The sequence below is a fragment of the Mycolicibacterium moriokaense genome (genome assembly GCF_010726085.1).
GTDB lineage: Bacteria > Actinomycetota > Actinomycetes > Mycobacteriales > Mycobacteriaceae > Mycobacterium > Mycobacterium moriokaense.
The window spans coordinates 2994872-3010927 of record NZ_AP022560.1 but is presented as its reverse complement, the minus strand read 5'-3'; the positions used below and the strand labels follow the sequence as shown (position 1 = coordinate 3010927).

The window sequence follows — 16056 nt, the reverse complement described above, 5'->3', positions numbered from 1 at the left end:
GCCGTCGCGCGCATATATGCATGGAAACGCTCTCAAGCTGACGTTGTGGTCGGCCTACGCCGCTGAGGACGGGGCCGGCGGCCCCGGCTCTGAACGCGCGGCTTTGCGCCCGTACCAGCTGTCGGCCACGCTGGCCGCCCATCTCAGCAACCACGCGCTGTCGATCGTGCCGGTTGTCGCGCAGTGGATCACACCCGAAGAAATTGAAGGCGTTCATCGACCGCGGTGGGGCGGATGTCAAGCCCGGCCAATCTTCAGTTCGCACTGTCCTTCGCGGGCTTCGTGCTCGCCGAATCAACGCCTGCCGAACAGGAGCGGTTCATCGCGTCCGTGCCGGTTATGCCCCGAATACTGTTGCGGCGCGTGGGCTGCCGCGCACAGTCGTCGTATCAGGCGAAGGTACACGCCACCTAGCTGAGCGTGACGACGATGCCCGACGCCGGGTCCACCTCGGCGTCGAGCAGCTCGAGGTAGGCCCGCTGGATTTCGTCCTCGGTCGAAATCCGCTGGACGCGCAGCCATCCGGCGGGCCATTTCGCGAACGGCTCCCACGCCTGCGCGACTTTCCGGTCGAGCTCGGCGGTTCCCCAGTCCTTGCCGCGCTTGGCCCCGGGGCCATTTGGGTCCAGTGCGTCGCGCCGACGGTGGCGCTGTGGGCCAGGCGGTCGCCGTAGCGGGAGTGGACATCGGTGCGCACCGCGCCGTCGCCCGAGATGTCGACGTACACCGCGCGATCGCCGGGCAGCTCGGCGACCGCGTCATACAGGTGCACATCGTCGTAGATGTTCAGGCTTTCGACGAACGCGCGGTTGCCGTTCGAGGTGAGGCCCACGACGTTGACGCCGTCGCGCTTGGCAAGCAGGTACGCCGCGATGATGGCCGTCTTCGACGAGGCGCTGGAGATGACGACGGTGTCTGTCCCGAAGAAGTTCTCGTCGGCGAGGAAGTCGTCGATGAGGAACGACGTGAAGAACAGCGGGAAGAACAGGATGTGTTCAGCCTCGCGGTCGGCTGAGTAGACGGGGTCGGTCTCGACGTCGCGGTACCCCTGATAGGCCGACGGCAGGTTGGCGCGGTGCGGCGCCGCGTCGAAGAAACCCTTGGTGTCGATACGGGACGGGGTGACGACCAGGTGGCTGGCGCACGGCAGGTAGCCGTAGACCCGCATGCCCTGGCGCAGACCGGAATTCCGCGTCTCCTCGACGTGGGCGTAACCCCAGACGTTCAGCTTTCCCCAGTCCGGGTCCGAAGCCGGGAAGAACGCCCAGTAGTTCATCGCATCGCCGAAGACGGCGTAGGTGATGTTGTTCGCGGTCAGGCCGAACGATTCGACGCGGAGCAGCGCCTCGCCATCGGCCAGCGAGGGCGGGTCGGCATGGACGATGCGGGTGTCGTGCAGATCCTTACGGTTCAGTTCGAGGTCCACGCGGTCAGCCTCGCACAAACGCGGGGTCGCCATTGCCGTCGTCAGTCACGCATACGGGAAGACGCCTCGGCGTCGTGCACCACCACACAGCACCGGTCGGGATCCGGATCGAGTTCCGCGCGCGCCTGCCGATGACCACATCCCTCGATCACGCCCTCGACGAGCCGCAGATTCAGCCCGCACACCACGTCGCGGTGATCCTGGGCAACCAGATGGAACGGGCAGTTACGCAGGGTGATCCTGCCGTCGTCGACACGGGGCAGATAGCCGCGAGCGAGCAGTGCGTCCACCACCTTTCCGTCGGCTTCGACGCCGGCTCTTCGACCCGACTCGTGCGCAGCGTTGTTCATCGCCTGCTGGACCGCTCCGCTGTCGTCCTGTTCGACGGATGCGACGAGAAGGGATGCCAGTAGTTGGTAGTCGCGGGGCGGCACGCTGACGGTGATCTCGTCGACGGCCCGGGCGTACAGCTTGGCGGGGCGTCCGGCCCCCGGCCCGCCACGCCCGGCTGGTCGTTGATAGCTGACCGTCAGCAGGCCGGCCTCCGCCAACTTGTCGAGGTGGTAGGCCGCCAGCGTGCGTCCGATCGACGCGGCGACCGCGGCCTGTTCACGCGAAACCGGCCCGTCGTGCTGGACGACGTATTCGTACAACTGCCGCCGCAACGGGTCATCCAGGTGGCTCAGGCCGTTCAGTGCGGCCAGGTCACGGGGCTGGATGGACATCCATTAACTCTAACACCAAAAACTATTGACAAATGCGATAGAGCGGCCGAATCTAAAACTAGTTCTGATTGGTTTTACAAAGGAGTTGATATGACCGCCTCAGCGCTACCCCACTCAGCTCATGGCTCCTCTGAGCTACTGCAGCGCGCCCGGTCGGACCCGGCGTACGCGGCGTTCCTGACACTGCGCGTCGGATTCACCGTGTTGCCGATCGTGATGGGCCTCGACAAGTTCACCAACAAGCTCGTCAACTGGGAGTCTTATCTCGCGCCGTGGATCGTCGATGCGAGTCCGATCGGCGCACATCAGATCATGCTCATTATCGGGGTAATAGAGATCCTTGCCGGCGTCGCCGTCGCCATCAAGCCGCGGTACGCCGCATACGTGGTCGCCGCCTGGCTGGCCGGCATCATCATCAACCTGCTGACCTATCCCGGTTTCTACGACGTGGCCCTGCGCGACTTCGGCCTGCTGCTCGGCGCGCTGACGTTGGGCGCCCTCGCGTCGGTCTACGACCCAGCCCCGCATCGGCATTCGGCTACCGATTCGACTGGCGCGTAACCGATCCCGCGCTGTTACCCTCCGGCCACCGGGTGCGACTAGCCTGGGAGACGTCATGAGCCGACGACCCAACGTCCAGGTACGGCGGATCTATGACCCGGTGCAGCCGGAGGATGGCACGCGGGTCCTCGTCGATCGCATCTGGCCCCGCGGTATGAGCAAGGCCCGCGCGCACCTCGACGAATGGTGCAAGGACGTCGCGCCATCGACTGAACTGCGCAAGTGGTACGGCCACGATCCCTCGCTGTTCGACGAGTTCACGCGCCGCTACCGCGACGAACTCGGCGATGCCACGCGGGCCGCCGCGCTCGCGCATCTGCGCGACCTGGCGAAGAAGCAACCGCTGACGCTGCTGACCGCCACCAAAAGTGCCGACCTCAGTGAGGCGGCCGTGCTAGCCGAGCTCATCGGAGCGTCATGAGCGATCAACGCCCGACCGTTGAGGCGCTCGGTGATCACGAATATCTTGTCCGGTTCGAACAGGACGAGGACAGCGTGGTGGTGCGCGTGTTCGCCGACCCGGCAGTCGTCGCCCAGATCGCCGACGATGAGCTGCGAGTCGTGGAAGCGACCGCGACCTACCTCGTCGCGCGCCAACTCCCGTTCGACCTACCCGAGCAGGTCAACCTCGATGAGGTTGCCGCGGCCTACGACAGCTACGTCGAGGATCTGCACCGGCAGTTGACGCCTCCATCGAGCCAATGAAACTTCTCGGACGGCCACCAAGGAAACCGCTAAACGGCCGGCATGCTCATCGACCGCGGCGAACGCCGGTGATCAGGTTCCGAAGTATTCGTGGATTTCGCGGATCGCCATCGATCCCTCGCCAACTGCGGCGGCCACCCGTTTGACCGAGCCCCGACGGACGTCACCGGCGGCGAACACACCGGGCCGGCTGGTTTCCAAGGTCATCGGCTGGCGTTGGGCCCGCCTCTGATTGCCGTGGGTGTCCGAGTAGAGGGCAGCCTGGCCGGTGGGCACAAAGCCGTGGTCATCGAGCTCGACAGCGCCGACTAGCCACGAGGTGTTGGGATCCGCGCCGATGAAAACGAACAGAGCGCGGGTCTCGATCAGGTGATGTTCGCCGGTCCTTTTGTCCTCGGCCACCAGCGCCGTCAGCAGACCGTCTCCGTGCACCTCCCGGATCTCGGTAGAAGGAAGCACGGTCACGCGGGGGTGCTGGTGGATCTGGTCGACGAGGTATCGGGACATGCTTTTGTTCAGGTCATCGCCGCGGATCAGCAAGTAGACCCGAGAAACCCGCGCGGCGAGGAAGACCGCCGCCTGCCCCGCCGAGTTACCGCCCCCAACGATCACAACGGGCCCTGTGCCGCACATCAACGCCTCTTGGAAGGTGGCCGCGTAATACACGCCGTTGCCCTCGTACGATTCGATTCCAGGTACGGCGAGCTTGCGGTACCGCGCGCCCGTGGCAACCACGACGGCACGCGCGATCACCGGCGCTTGATCGGCGAGTCGGAGCAGATGGTGTCCACTGTCGGATTCCAGCCGGGTCACCTCCGCCGAGACGATGATCCGCGCGCCGAACTTGCCGGCCTGCAGGACGGCCCGTTCGGTTAGGTCGGCACCCGAGATTCCGCCTGGAAATCCGAGGTAGTTCTCGATTCTCGATGACGTCCCGGCCTGCCCGCCGGTTGCGATCCGCTCCATGGTCGCGGTGGTCAGGCCGTCGGAGGAGCCATACACCGCGGCACCCAGCCCGGCCGGGCCCGCGCCCACCACGACGACGTCGGATTCGTCGGGCACTGTGTCAGGAACCGGCAGCCCGACGCGGCGGGCGAGCTCGGTGTTGGTCGGGTTGCGCAGCACTTCACTGCCCCAGACCACCACCGGAGTGTCTTGGGGCGATACTCCGAACCGCTGCAACAGCCGCTCGGCGTGCTTGTCACGTTCCAAATCGATCCATCTGTGCGGTAACCGGTTTCGCGCCGCGAACTCTCGCAGCCGCGCGGTATCGCGGTCATAACAGGAGCCGATGATCCGAAACCCGGTGCCATCCTGGATCAGCAGCGAGCGGCGAACCAGGTACGCGCGCAGAATGAGGTCACTCAGCACCGGATCGTGGCCAACCAGTGCCCGTACCCGTTCAGCCGGTATCACGAGAACTTCCCCGGGTTCGACCACTTCGGCGGTGTAGAAAGCGGCTTGGCCTTCCAGATCGCCGAGCTCTCCGAGGAACCGCCCTGGGCCATGAACCCGGATCACATGTCGGTTGCCTTCATCATCGGTAGTGGTGACGGCGATCTTGCCGGACAGAACGACGAAGAAGTAGTCGGAGCGCTCACCTTCGCGGACAAGCGTTTCGCCCCTGTTGACGGCGCGCCGGGCACCGCCGGCCTCGAGAACCGCAACCTGTTCGTCGGACAGTCGCGGATACGCACCGTGAAAATCGGGGGTTTCCGGCAGCGGAGTCGGTGCGCGCTGGTCGGGGGCGACCTCAAACATAGTTCTCATGGACGTAGCACCACCGCCACATCTCCCCCGGCTCCAAAGACTGCACGATCGGGTGACCCACGGTGTGCGCGTGGGCCCGCGCATGCCGCATAGGTGACGAGTCACAGCAGCCGACGTGCCCGCATGTCAGGCACAGCCGCAGGTGCACCCACGGTGTGCCGAGCCGCAGGCATTCCTCGCAACCGTCCGCACGTGGGCTCACGTTGCGGATCGCCGCCACATCCGGGTCGATCATCGTCGGCGTCATGACCGTGCCTCCTTCGCGCTGTCGGCCGACAGCGTCTGATCGAGCCATTTGCGTAGCGCCGCAACGGGAGCAGCGCCTGCCTGGCGTCCAAGTACTTGCCCCCGGTCCAGAAGCAGCAGAGTCGGCACCGCTTGGACCCCGAACCGCTGCGAGATCACCGGTGCCTTGTCCACGTCAACCTTGACCAATTTGAGTTGTCCCGCGCGTTCGGTCGCAAGCTGTTCGAGCGCCGGGCTGACCATCCGGCACGGTCCGCACCAGGTCGCCCACAGATCGACAAGTACTGGAACCGAGGACTTTTCGGCAACATCAGCGAAGTCCCCGTCGCCGGCCACAGCGATCCAGGGCAGCCATTGGTGACAATTGGCGCACCGCGGCTTGCCCGTCCCCGCCGCTGCTACCCGGTTGCGTTTTCCGCAGTGCGGACATCTCAGGATGTTTGTTTCCACGTGGTGTCCTCCGTCAGGCCGCCAGCGCCGGTTCCGAATAGCCCACGGCGAGTTCGCCGTTGTCCACCGTGATACGGATCTTGCCGCCCCCTGCGACGTCGCCGCGTAACAACGCCCGGCCGATCTTCGTCTCCACCTCATGGGCTATGTAGCGGCGCAGCGGCCGTGCGCCGTACACCGGATCGTAGCCGTGTTCGGCGATCATCCGGCGAGCGTCCGGAGTGATGTCGAGCTCGATTTGCCGTTCCGCCAACCGATGCTGCAGCTCGGCCAGCTGCAGCTCGACGATCCGTTCGAGTTGCGGCATCGACAGCGGGGTGAACAACACGATGTCGTCGACGCGGTTGAGGAATTCGGGCCGGAAATGTCCGCGCAGCTCGGCCATCACCCGGTCACGCGCGTCGGGCTTGATTTCGCCGTCCGCGCTGACACCGTCGAGCAGGTAGTGCGATCCGATGTTGGAGGTCATGATGACGACCGTATTGCGGAAGTCGACCTGACGTCCCTGTGCATCGGTGAGTCGGCCGTCGTCGAGCACCTGCAGCAGGGTGTTGAACACATCAGCGTGCGCCTTTTCGATCTCGTCAAGCAGCACCACCGAGTAGGGCTTGCGACGCACAGCTTCGGTGAGCTGACCGCCCTCCTCGTAGCCGACGTATCCCGGTGGCGCACCGACTAACCGGCTCACCGTGTGCCGCTCCTGATACTCGCTCATGTCGAGCCGGACCATGTTGTCCTCGCTGTCGAACAACGCCGCGGCCAGTGTCTTGGCGAGTTCGGTCTTACCCACCCCGGTGGGTCCGAGGAAGATGAAGGAGCCGATCGGGCGACGCGGATCCCGAATTCCGGATCGGGCCCGAATCACTGCATCGGCGACCAGTTGGACCGCCTCATCCTGACCGATCACGCGCTGATGCAGTATTTCGTCGAGCCGCAGCAGCTTTTCCCGTTCGCCCTCCTGCAATCGCGCGACCGGTATGCCGGTCCACGCGGCCACGATTTCGGCTATCTCGTTTTCGGTGACGACTTCACGCAGCAGCGGTTTGTCGCCCTGCTTTGACCTCAGCTGTTCCTCGGCCGCTTGCAGCTTGCGTTCCAGTTCGGTTATCTGACCGTAGCGCAACTCGGCTGCGCGGTTGAGGTCGTAGTTGCGTTCGGCCTCTTCGGCCTCGTGCCGTAGCTGCTCGAGTTGTCCGCGCAGTTCCTGTACCCGCCGGATCGCCTGCCGCTCGGCATCCCATTGTGCGTGCCGGGAATCGGCCTCGGCTCGCAGATCGGCCAATTCTTTGCGTAGTTCCTCCAAACGGGCCTTGCTCGCCGCGTCGGTCTCCTTGGCCAACGCCGCCTCCTCGATCTCGAGGCGTGTGACTCGACGAGTGACCTCATCCAACTCCGCTGGCATTGAGTCGATTTCGGTGCGAAGCCGCGCACAAGCCTCATCCACCAGATCGATCGCCTTGTCGGGCAGGAAGCGGTCGGTGATGTAGCGGTGCGACAGGGTCGCCGCAGCCACCAGCGCGGCATCCTGGATCTTCACCCCGTGGAACACCTCAAGGCGTTCACGCAGGCCGCGCAGGATCGAAATGGTGTCCTCGACGTCCGGTTCATTGACCAACACCGTCTGGAACCGTCGCTCCAACGCAGCGTCTTTTTCAATGTGCTTACGGTATTCGTCGAGGGTGGTGGCACCGATCATGTGCAGTTCACCGCGGGCGAGCATCGGCTTGAGCATGTTTCCCGCGTCCAGGGACCCCTCGGTCGCCCCGGCGCCGACCACGGTATGCAACTCGTCGACAAACAGCAGAATCTGGCCCTCGCCGGCCTTCACCTCTGCCAGTACCGCTTGCAGGCGTTCCTCGAATTCGCCACGGTACTTGGCCCCGGCCACTAGTGAGCCCATGTCCAGGGAAAATATTGTCTTGTCGCGCAGGCCTTCTGGGACGTCGCCGCGCACGATGCGCTGGGCGAGCCCTTCGACGATCGCGGTCTTGCCGACGCCGGGGTCGCCAATGAGCACTGGGTTGTTCTTGCTCTTGCGGCTGAGGATCTGGATCACCCTGCGGATCTCGGCGTCACGTCCGATCACCGGGTCCAGCTTGCCTGCGCGGCCTTCGGCGACCAGGTCCCGACCGTACTTCTGCAGCGCTTCGTAGGCGCCCTCCGGGGTCGCGGAGGTGACCCGCTGGTTGCCGCGCACCTTGGTCAACGCCGTCAGGAACGCATCCCGAGTCACGTTGTGAGAGGCGAGAATCCGTCCAGCAGCACTCGCCGAACCCTCGTCGGCGAGTGCGACGACAAGGTGCTCCACCGACACGTATTCGTCCTTGAGCCGCTTGGCTTCCCGCTCCGCTGCCTCCAGCAGGTTCGCCAGGCGCCTGGTGACAGAGACCTGGCCCGGCGTGGCGCCCGGGCCGCTCACCTTCGGGCGCCGGTCCAACTCGCGCTCCAGGTCCGCGCGCAGCGCCGCAGTGTCGGCGCCCGTCTGGTCCAGCAGCCGCGGCACCAGCCCCTCGGGCTGGTCGATCAGCGCCACCAACAGGTGTTCGCCGTCGACCTCGGTGTGACCCATCCGGGTCGCGATGCTCTGAGCGTCGGCCAACGCCTCCTGTGACTTCTGCGTCAGCTTGTTGATGTCCACAGCGATGTCCTCCTTCGGCGAGACGCTGATTCCAGTTCGTCGATGCGGTCCAGCAGATCGAGCACCAGCCCGATCGCCGCGTAGTTCAATCCCAAACCTCTTCGCAGCCGCTGGATGCGGGCCACGGTGGCAAGTGCAGACGGTTCAAACATCGGCTGCCCGCCGGCATCCCGGCTGCACGCGAGCAGACCAAGTGCGACCAGCCGGCGCACCATGTCGGGATGCAGCCCGCAGCGTCTGGCGAATACGTCGAGCTGCATCTCGGGTCGACGCGCGAGCACATACCGCGGGGCGGTCATCGTCCCCTCCTGGGATCGAACGTGGATTCGGCAGCCAGTTGCTGGAACAACTCGCGTTCGCGTGCGGTGGGTTTGGACGGCACCATCACCTTGATTTCGGCGTAGAGGTCGCCTGCCGCGCCACGCGGGTTCGGCATGCCTTCACCGCGCAGCCGCAGCCGCCGCCCGGTCGAAGACCCCTGCGGGACCTTGACTTTGGCTTCACCGCCGGGAGTCCGAACAGCGACGGTGGTGCCCAGCACCGCCTCCCACGGCGACACCGGCAGATCGACGATGACATTGCGGCCGTCGAGCCGGAAGCGGGGATGGGGCTTGATGCGCACCACAAGGTAGAGGTCCCCGGCCGGCCCATCGCGGCTGCCCCGGCCGCCTTCTCCGGCCAGCCGGATCCGTTGACCATCGATGACACCGGCGGGGATGTTGACCGAATAGTTGCGGCCGTCCAGGGAGAGCTGCCGTTTGCCGCCCCGGTAGGCCTCCTCGACGGTCAGCTCCAGCACCGCTTCCTGGTCGGCGCCCGGAATCGGCCCGAATCCGCCACTGCCGCCGAACATGTCGCCGAAAAGATCCTCGATGTTGATGCCGCCGGCACCGCCGAAGCCCTGGCCGTAGCGCACCCGCGCGCCGGACGGCCCTCCGCCCCGGAAGCCACCCGCACCAGCGCCTACCCGCTCATCCCAGTCCTCGGGAACCCTCCGGAAGTCTTCGCCGAACCGGTCGTAGCGTTTACGGGTCTCGGGGTCCGACAGCACGTGATAGGCCTCGTTGATCTCCTTGAACCGCTCTTCGGCCCCTGGATCCTTGTTGACGTCGGGGTGATACTTGCGGGCCAGTGTGCGAAACGCCTGCTGGAGCTGATCGGCGGTGGCGTCCCGCGACACCCCGAGCACTTCGTAGTAGTCGCGGGCCACGAAGCGTCACCCCCCGCGTCGACTGACCACGACGGCCGCCGGCCGCAGCTGCCGTGACCCGTCGCCGTAGCCCGGTCGAAGCACTTCGACGACCGTGCCGGGCGGGCTGTCCGGCTGGTCCACGACGCCGACCACCTCGTGCCGCTCCGGGTCGAAGGGGACCCCTGCCTCCCCATGGCGCGGATAGCCGAGCTGCTCGAGAACCTGTAACGCTTGTTCGAGAATGTTGCGGACACCCTCGACGACCGCATCGGACTGGTCGTCGGCATGACTGATCGCCCGCTCCAGGTTGTCCACGACGGGCAGCCACGCGCCGGCCACTCGGGATCGTTCTGTCATCCGTTCGCGGTCCAGTTCGCGGGCGTACCGCTTGCGCAAATTGTCCAGATCGGCGGCGGCGCGCCGCCAGCGGTCCTCGAGCCTGGCCAGTTCCTTGTCCGTATCAGGTTGGGGCGCATCCGTTTCTGGCGGGTTTTGAGCTAGCCGCCCATTTCCCTGTTCGGTTTCGGAATGATCTGGGCTGACCATTGCGGCTCAGCTCCGGTCGAACTCGGCGTCGACCACGTCGTCGTCGCCGACAGCAGAGCCCTGGCCGTCTCCGGCCGATTGCCCGTTGCCGCCGCCGGTCGGCATGGGTTGTAGTCCGTACAACACTTGTTGCAGCTCGGACGTCAGCGACTGCACGCGGTCCATCGGTGCGTCGTCCTTGATGGCTTGGCGCGCGTCGGCCACGAGCATCTCGGCGCGGGCCCGGTCGTGCGGCGCCGCAGAGTCGCCCAGCTCTTTTAGCCGGCGCTCGACTTGGTAAGCCACCGAATCGAGTTCATTGCGTGCATCGACCTGCTTACGCAGCTGCTCATCCTCGCGGCGGTGCGCCTCGGCCTCAGCGAGCATCCGCTCGACCTCGCTCTTGTCGAGGTTCGACTGTTCGCTGATGGTGATGCCCTGCTCGGCGCCGGTGTCCTTGTCGCGCGCAGTGACATGCAGGATTCCGTTGGCGTCGATGTCGAAGGTGACCTCAACCTGTGGTTCACCGCGCGGCGCCGGTCGGATGTTCTCCAACTTGAACCTGCCGAGTACGCGATTATCTTTGGCCATCTCTCGTTCGCCTTGCAACACAACGATATCCACGGCCGGCTGGTTGTCCGCCGCGGTAGTGAACACCTCGCTGCGCCGGGCCGGGATGGTGGTGTTGCGCTCGATGATCTTGGTCATCACGCCGCCGGCGGTTTCAACACCCAGCGACAACGGCGTGACGTCGAGCAGCAGGACATCGGACACCTCGCCCTTGAGCACACCGGCCTGGATGGCGGCACCGAGCGCGACGACCTCGTCGGGGTTCACGCTCATGTTGGGGTCCTTGCCACCGGTGAGCCGGCGCACCAGGGCCTGCACTGCGGGAATTCGGGTCGACCCGCCGACCAGGATGACCTCGTCGATATCGTTAGCCGTCACTTTGGCGTCGTCCATCGCCTGCTTGACAGGACCCATGCAGCGCTCGACGAGATCGTGCGTGAGTTCGTCGAACTTCGACCGATTGATGGTCATGGTGAGGTGTTTGGGGCCGTTGGCGTCGGCGGTGACAAACGGCAGGTTGACCTGCGTCTGCGTCACCGATGACAGTTCGACCTTCGCCTTCTCGGCTGCCTCGAACAGCCGCTGCAGCGCCTGCGGATCTTTGCGCAGATCGATGTTGTTCTCGCGCTGAAAGTCATCTGCGAGATAGTCCACGAGCCGGCGGTCGAAGTCGTCGCCACCCAGATGGGAATCACCGGCCGTGGCTCGGACCTCCACCACCCCGTCGCCGACGTCGAGCAGGCTGACGTCGAACGTGCCGCCGCCCAGGTCAAAGACCAGCACGGTCTCGTGGCCCTTCTTGTCGAGGCCGTAGGCGAGTGCCGCGGCGGTGGGCTCATTGATGATGCGCAACACATCGAGGCCGGCGATCCGGCCGGCATCCTTGGTGGCGTTACGTTGGGCATCGTTGAAATAGGCCGGTACGGTGATCACCGCTTCCTTGACCCGCTCACCAAGGAACTTGCTGGCGTCGTCGGCGAGTTTGCGCAGCACCTGCGCGCTGATCTCTTCGGGCGAGTACTTCTTGCCGCGGACTTCGAACCGGGCGGCGCCGCCGTCGCCCTCGACAACATCGAAGCTGACCGCCTTGGCTTCTTCCGATATCTCGTCGAAGCGGCGGCCGATGAATCGCTTTGCCGAGTAGATGGTGCCCTTTGGGTTCATGATCGACTGACGTCTGGCGAGTTGTCCCACCAAGCGCTCGCCGCTTTCGGTAAATGCCACCACCGAGGGCGTAGTGCGCGCTCCTTCGGCGTTGGCGATCACGATGGGTTCCCCGCCCTGCCAGGCGGCGATCACCGAGTTGGTTGTGCCGAGATCGATGCCTACCGCTGTTGCCATCGTCTATTCCCTTCGGTTGGAACTGGTGAGGATTTGCAGCGCCCGGTCGGCTACTTCGACGTCAGCCACGACGTCGTAGTACCTGGGCAGCAACCCGCTGACGGAGTGGAAATCGCGGCGGCCGAATTGCATCGCGTGCACTAGCAGGCCGACCAGGGCACCCGTGAGCGCACCGATAAGCAGGCCATAACCGGCCAACACAAACCCCGATATCATTGGGTCAATCCAGTTGAACAGTCCGAAGATCCAGCCGATCAACACACCGACCGCGGCGCCGGAGCCGGCACCACGCAGCGCTGCGCCACCGTAATTCAGCCGGCCTAGGACCTGCTCCACGTACTCGAGGTCGCGGCCCACGATGGCCACCCGGCTTACCTCGAACCCTTCGTCGGACAAGTAGTCGACCGCGCGTTCGGCGTCGGCGTAGTTGTGGAAGGTTGCGATCACCTGACGAGCCGGCTCATTGGGCCGGACCGCCCCTGTCGCCACCGTCGAATGATCAGCCATCATTCCCCCTATGCCTGCCAACCAGGTGCGTCAAAGCCACGGTTTCTCCTTGGTTGCAGAGGTGCTCCACGGAACGCCGACAACGGCTAGCGGTAGCGCATGCGCGAACCGCGCGTCGTAATTAGCTCCCAGACCAAGCAGTCTGGCGATCCGCAGCGACGGTTGCGTGCGCCCGGACAGCCGAAATGTTTGGCTGCAATTCGTCCTGGCAGCACCACGATGCGAATCGGCCGTCGTTATCAGGGCGGGGCTGACGATCCGGAGCGAAGAAGAGGGTTCGGATCGCCAATGTCGGGTATAGGGTCGCTTGTAGCGCATCACCACACTCCGCGCGACAAGGCCAGAGACGGGGGTCGGTCAGCGTGGCCGGTTCAACGTGAGCGGGAAACCGCTAGGCCCGCCAGGGCGAAGCCGGCAGGTCGGACTGGCCCCAGCGCAATTGGCGGCGCTCTCGCGCGTCGACTTCGGTGATTACGACACTGACGGGATCTTCCAGGTCGCAACGGTCGCCGTTGGCAACCTCTCAACCTGTCAGGTGGAGGCCAGTTACCGGTCGTTGGACGGTGAGTTCGTTCGCTTTCCACGCTCCCAGCCCGAATATCCCGAAATCGACCGACAGCTTCGCGAGTTCGGCTCCGGCGGGCAGATCGATGTTGGACGCGGACAGTGGGGATGGGCAATACCGATGAATCACCAGAGCATCGTTCAGGGTTGCCTGGTGGTCAGTGCCGCCGATGCGCCGCCAGAGTTTCAAGTCCTGTTGCTGAAGATCCTTGCGCAGCAAGCGGGTACCGCCTTGGCATACGTCGCAGTACAGGAGCGCGACATCGGTGTAGCTGAGCAGACGGCACAGGTGACCACCGATCTACACGAAACGAATCAGGCACTCGCCAGTACGGTTTCGCGGTTGCAACGGCAATCGAACATCCACGAGGTGCTGGGCGCTGCGGTGGCGGCGGGACGGGGCGCGCAGGGCGTCGCGGATGCGTTGTATGACTTGACTGCACTTCCGGTGGGGGTCGAAGACAGGTTCGGCAACCTGCGCTGCTGGGCTGGATCTGGGAGACCACACCCCTACCCAAAGCAGACAAGTGACGAGCGCGAGCTGTTGCTGCACGAGCTGGCGGCACGGAACGGTCCGGCGCGGATCGGCGGCCGGATGCTCGCACTTGTCCAGCCGCGGGCCGAGATCCTCGGTGTCCTTGCGTTACATGATCCCGATAACACGGTGTCCGAAGACAGCCTGTTCGCCCTGCGCTATGGCACCACCGTGCTGGCGATGGAGCTTTCCCACGAGCGAAGTATCGCCGAGATCGAGCTCAATCTGCGACGCGACTTGGTCGACGACCTGTTGGTGGGCACCGATCGGGACGGGGCCTACGCTCGCGCCGATGCCCTGGGCCATGATTTGCGGCGCCCGCATTACGTCGTGGTGATGAATGCCGCCGGTCGAGCAGATTGCACGCTGGCCACCGCCGCTGGGCGCGCCGCGACCGCGTTGCATCTGAACTACCTGCAAGGGCAGCACGGGGGATTCGTTGTTCTTCTCACCGACGGCCGCCCAGACCCCGGAGCGTTGCACCACGCGATCGGGGAAGGTCCCGACCGCGCGAGCGTCGTGATCGGCATCGGCACGCGATGCGACGTGCCCGATGAGTTGCCGCAGTCCTTCATCGAGGCGCGTCGCGCTTTCAACATCCAGCTGCGCTACGCCAATCCTGGGGGCGCGGCGGCGTTCGACGAACTGGGTTTCTACCGCCTCATCGACGGCGCCCACGACGGCGGCGCCGTCGAACCCTTTGTGCGCGAATGGTTGGGCGCACTACTCGACTACGACAGCAGCAAGAAATCCGAAATGGTCCTGACCCTCAGCGAGTATCTCGAATGCGGCGGAAACTATGACGAATCGGCGGCCGCGCTACACATTCATCGCAGCACGCTGCGCTACCGGTTGGCGCGCATTGCTGAACTCACCGGCTACGACCTCCGCGACGTCGATACCCGGTTCAACCTCCACGCCGCGACACGTGCGTGGCGGTTCCTCAACCCCGCTGGTTGACCGGCCGCCCGGCGTATCTTGCGTCAGGGCGAGCCGTCGCCCTCTAGGTCGATCAGCGGTTGTCGTCACCGAGAATGGCGCGGCGCTGCGGGCGGACGCCTCGGACTGTCGAGACCATTTCCGCCCCGGCACTTCAGTCGCGTGGGCAGTAACCACAGCCAGGAATCGCCTGAAATCAGAACACCATTCGGAAGAGCGCAAGCACCCGATCCCAATGCTCAGTCGACGGGTTGGACACGGCCGCGTCGATTATCCGAAAGGAACGGGCCACCGCGATGCTCAACCCGCCGAACAACTCTGGCAGCAGACGCTCGGTGTCCTCAGCGAAGGAGACGTCAGAAGGTGGCTGTCGCACTACCTGACGCAGCAGCTCACGGATCTCCTCAGCCTCTTCCATCTTGTCGAACTCGCGCATCCGCTCCTGAACGCCTTTGGTGATCGGAAGATCCTGCGGCACAATCACATCACGCCTGTTCCACTCGGCCGAGTTGCGGCCCGCGATGGCGATGTCATCGATCTGCTCGTCGACGAACTCCCGGAAGCGACGGAGGTCGTTCTTGTCGATCTTGATGCCTGCGACCGACCGAAAGAACCTTTCGAACACCGGAATACCGGACGGATGGGTCACTGGATACCTCCGCTCCATGGATAGAGACCGGTCCACCAAGCCACTGTTCGAGTTTCCACTGTCGCCCTCGACACGGAACCGGGCCCGCAGGCGCAATACCGCCAAGCCGGTTCGGCCTCACAGGACGATACGACCGCATGCGGCGCGTATACGCTCGCCTGGGGTGCCTGCCATCGACGGCGTTTTTCGATATGCCAGGCCGGTGCGTCGCCGATCGCGTGTTTCGACGATTAGCACCATAAGATTCTGGGTTGGGGGTTAATCCAGTTGCCGTCAATGGATTCCGCAGACACAAGAATCCGGACTCGGAGGGTTCAAATGAATGAAAGGGACGGACGGGAAGGACGGGAAGGGCAACGAATAGAGACCCGCTCCGTCACAGTCGATGTGAAGCGCTCCGCAACGAACAAGAGCGTAATCTCTGTCAGCGGTGAACTGCACCGCGGAGCAACCGCGACGATGCGCCGGGTAGTGGCCGATGAATTAAACCGATCGCCTGCGCAATTGGTACTCGATCTCTCCGGGGTGCTCCGTATCGGCGCCGAAGGGATCGATGCGTTGAAGTCGGCCGCGACGCAGGCCGGCGAATCCGACATTTCGCTCTGTCTCGTCGGGGTGCACGGCCACCCTGCCGGGACCGCGCTGGCCGACGCCGGACTGTTGGACCTCTTTGAGATATCCACAGCAGACAGCGCGAAATGAAATCGGGGTGT

The 16056-nt window shown here is 64.7% G+C and carries 17 protein-coding genes; 5 read left to right on the top strand and 12 right to left on the bottom strand.

Going from position 1 to position 16056, the window contains the following annotated elements; translation table 11 throughout:
• Positions 1–337: 337 nt before the first annotated feature.
• Together G6N43_RS14660 and G6N43_RS14655 are read right to left on the bottom strand one after the other, a co-directional pair.
• Positions 338–1426 (bottom strand): DUF2855 family protein, encoded by a 1089-nt coding sequence (locus G6N43_RS14660; RefSeq protein ID WP_234810321.1) that lies wholly within the window; start codon positions 1424–1426, stop codon positions 338–340.
• A 41-nt stretch (positions 1427–1467) separates the two neighbouring features.
• A complete protein-coding gene (locus G6N43_RS14655) occupies positions 1468–2151 on the bottom strand; it encodes a helix-turn-helix transcriptional regulator (protein WP_083157543.1) in 684 nt (227 codons plus the stop codon).
• Between the two features lie 90 nt (positions 2152–2241).
• Here G6N43_RS14655 and G6N43_RS14650 point away from each other — a divergent pair, with 90 nt between their 5' ends.
• The 3 genes from G6N43_RS14650 to G6N43_RS14640 are packed head-to-tail and all read left to right on the top strand — an operon-like array spanning position 2242 to position 3417.
• A complete protein-coding gene (locus G6N43_RS14650; RefSeq protein ID WP_083157544.1) occupies positions 2242–2712 on the top strand; it encodes a DoxX family protein in 471 nt (156 codons plus the stop codon).
• A gap of 55 nt (positions 2713–2767) precedes the next feature.
• On the top strand, positions 2768–3133 hold the full coding sequence (locus G6N43_RS14645) for a DUF488 domain-containing protein (protein WP_083157545.1): 366 nt from the start codon (positions 2768–2770) through the stop codon (positions 3131–3133).
• A complete protein-coding gene (locus G6N43_RS14640; protein WP_083157546.1) occupies positions 3130–3417 on the top strand; it encodes a hypothetical protein in 288 nt (95 codons plus the stop codon). The genes G6N43_RS14645 and G6N43_RS14640 overlap by 4 nt, the downstream gene beginning before the upstream one ends.
• Before the next feature lie 72 nt (positions 3418–3489).
• Here the strand turns inward: G6N43_RS14640 and G6N43_RS14635 are convergent, their stop codons facing one another.
• The 9 genes from G6N43_RS14635 to G6N43_RS14595 are packed head-to-tail and all read right to left on the bottom strand — an operon-like array spanning position 3490 to position 12656.
• Positions 3490–5187 (bottom strand): FAD-dependent oxidoreductase, encoded by a 1698-nt coding sequence (locus tag G6N43_RS14635; RefSeq protein WP_234810322.1) that lies wholly within the window; start codon positions 5185–5187, stop codon positions 3490–3492.
• Positions 5171–5434 (bottom strand): UBP-type zinc finger domain-containing protein, encoded by a 264-nt coding sequence (locus tag G6N43_RS14630; RefSeq protein WP_083157548.1) that lies wholly within the window; start codon positions 5432–5434, stop codon positions 5171–5173. The genes G6N43_RS14635 and G6N43_RS14630 overlap by 17 nt, the downstream gene beginning before the upstream one ends.
• Positions 5431–5883: a thioredoxin gene (gene trxA, locus G6N43_RS14625; RefSeq protein ID WP_083157549.1), complete on the bottom strand. Its 453-nt coding sequence runs from the start codon at positions 5881–5883 to the stop codon at positions 5431–5433. The genes G6N43_RS14630 and trxA overlap by 4 nt, the downstream gene beginning before the upstream one ends.
• Positions 5884–5896: 13 nt before the next feature.
• Positions 5897–8521, bottom strand: a complete 2625-nt coding sequence (clpB, locus tag G6N43_RS14620) for an ATP-dependent chaperone ClpB (RefSeq protein WP_083157550.1) — start codon at positions 8519–8521, stop codon at positions 5897–5899.
• Positions 8503–8820, bottom strand: coding sequence for a chaperone modulator CbpM (locus G6N43_RS14615; protein WP_083157551.1), 318 nt, complete (start codon positions 8818–8820; stop codon positions 8503–8505). Before G6N43_RS14615 ends, clpB begins: the two co-directional genes overlap by 19 nt.
• Positions 8817–9731: a DnaJ C-terminal domain-containing protein gene (locus G6N43_RS14610; protein ID WP_083157552.1), complete on the bottom strand. Its 915-nt coding sequence runs from the start codon at positions 9729–9731 to the stop codon at positions 8817–8819. Before G6N43_RS14610 ends, G6N43_RS14615 begins: the two co-directional genes overlap by 4 nt.
• A gap of 6 nt (positions 9732–9737) precedes the next feature.
• Positions 9738–10259 (bottom strand): nucleotide exchange factor GrpE, encoded by a 522-nt coding sequence (locus G6N43_RS14605; protein WP_083157553.1) that lies wholly within the window; start codon positions 10257–10259, stop codon positions 9738–9740.
• Between the two features lie 6 nt (positions 10260–10265).
• Positions 10266–12149: a molecular chaperone DnaK gene (gene dnaK, locus G6N43_RS14600; protein WP_083157554.1), complete on the bottom strand. Its 1884-nt coding sequence runs from the start codon at positions 12147–12149 to the stop codon at positions 10266–10268.
• Positions 12150–12152: 3 nt separating this feature from the next.
• On the bottom strand, positions 12153–12656 hold the full coding sequence (locus G6N43_RS14595) for a general stress protein (RefSeq protein ID WP_083157573.1): 504 nt from the start codon (positions 12654–12656) through the stop codon (positions 12153–12155).
• Between the two features lie 376 nt (positions 12657–13032).
• On the opposite strand from G6N43_RS14595, the gene G6N43_RS14590 reads away from it, so the two are divergent.
• Complete coding sequence (locus tag G6N43_RS14590; protein WP_083157555.1) at positions 13033–14715, top strand: PucR family transcriptional regulator; 1683 nt, start codon at positions 13033–13035, stop codon at positions 14713–14715.
• Between the two features lie 175 nt (positions 14716–14890).
• On the opposite strand, the gene G6N43_RS14585 is transcribed toward G6N43_RS14590, so the two are convergent.
• Positions 14891–15343: a DUF1931 family protein gene (locus G6N43_RS14585; RefSeq protein WP_083157556.1), complete on the bottom strand. Its 453-nt coding sequence runs from the start codon at positions 15341–15343 to the stop codon at positions 14891–14893.
• Between the two features lie 318 nt (positions 15344–15661).
• Here G6N43_RS14585 and G6N43_RS14580 point away from each other — a divergent pair, with 318 nt between their 5' ends.
• Positions 15662–16045, top strand: coding sequence for an STAS domain-containing protein (locus tag G6N43_RS14580; RefSeq protein WP_083157557.1), 384 nt, complete (start codon positions 15662–15664; stop codon positions 16043–16045).
• Positions 16046–16056: the final 11 nt, after the last annotated feature.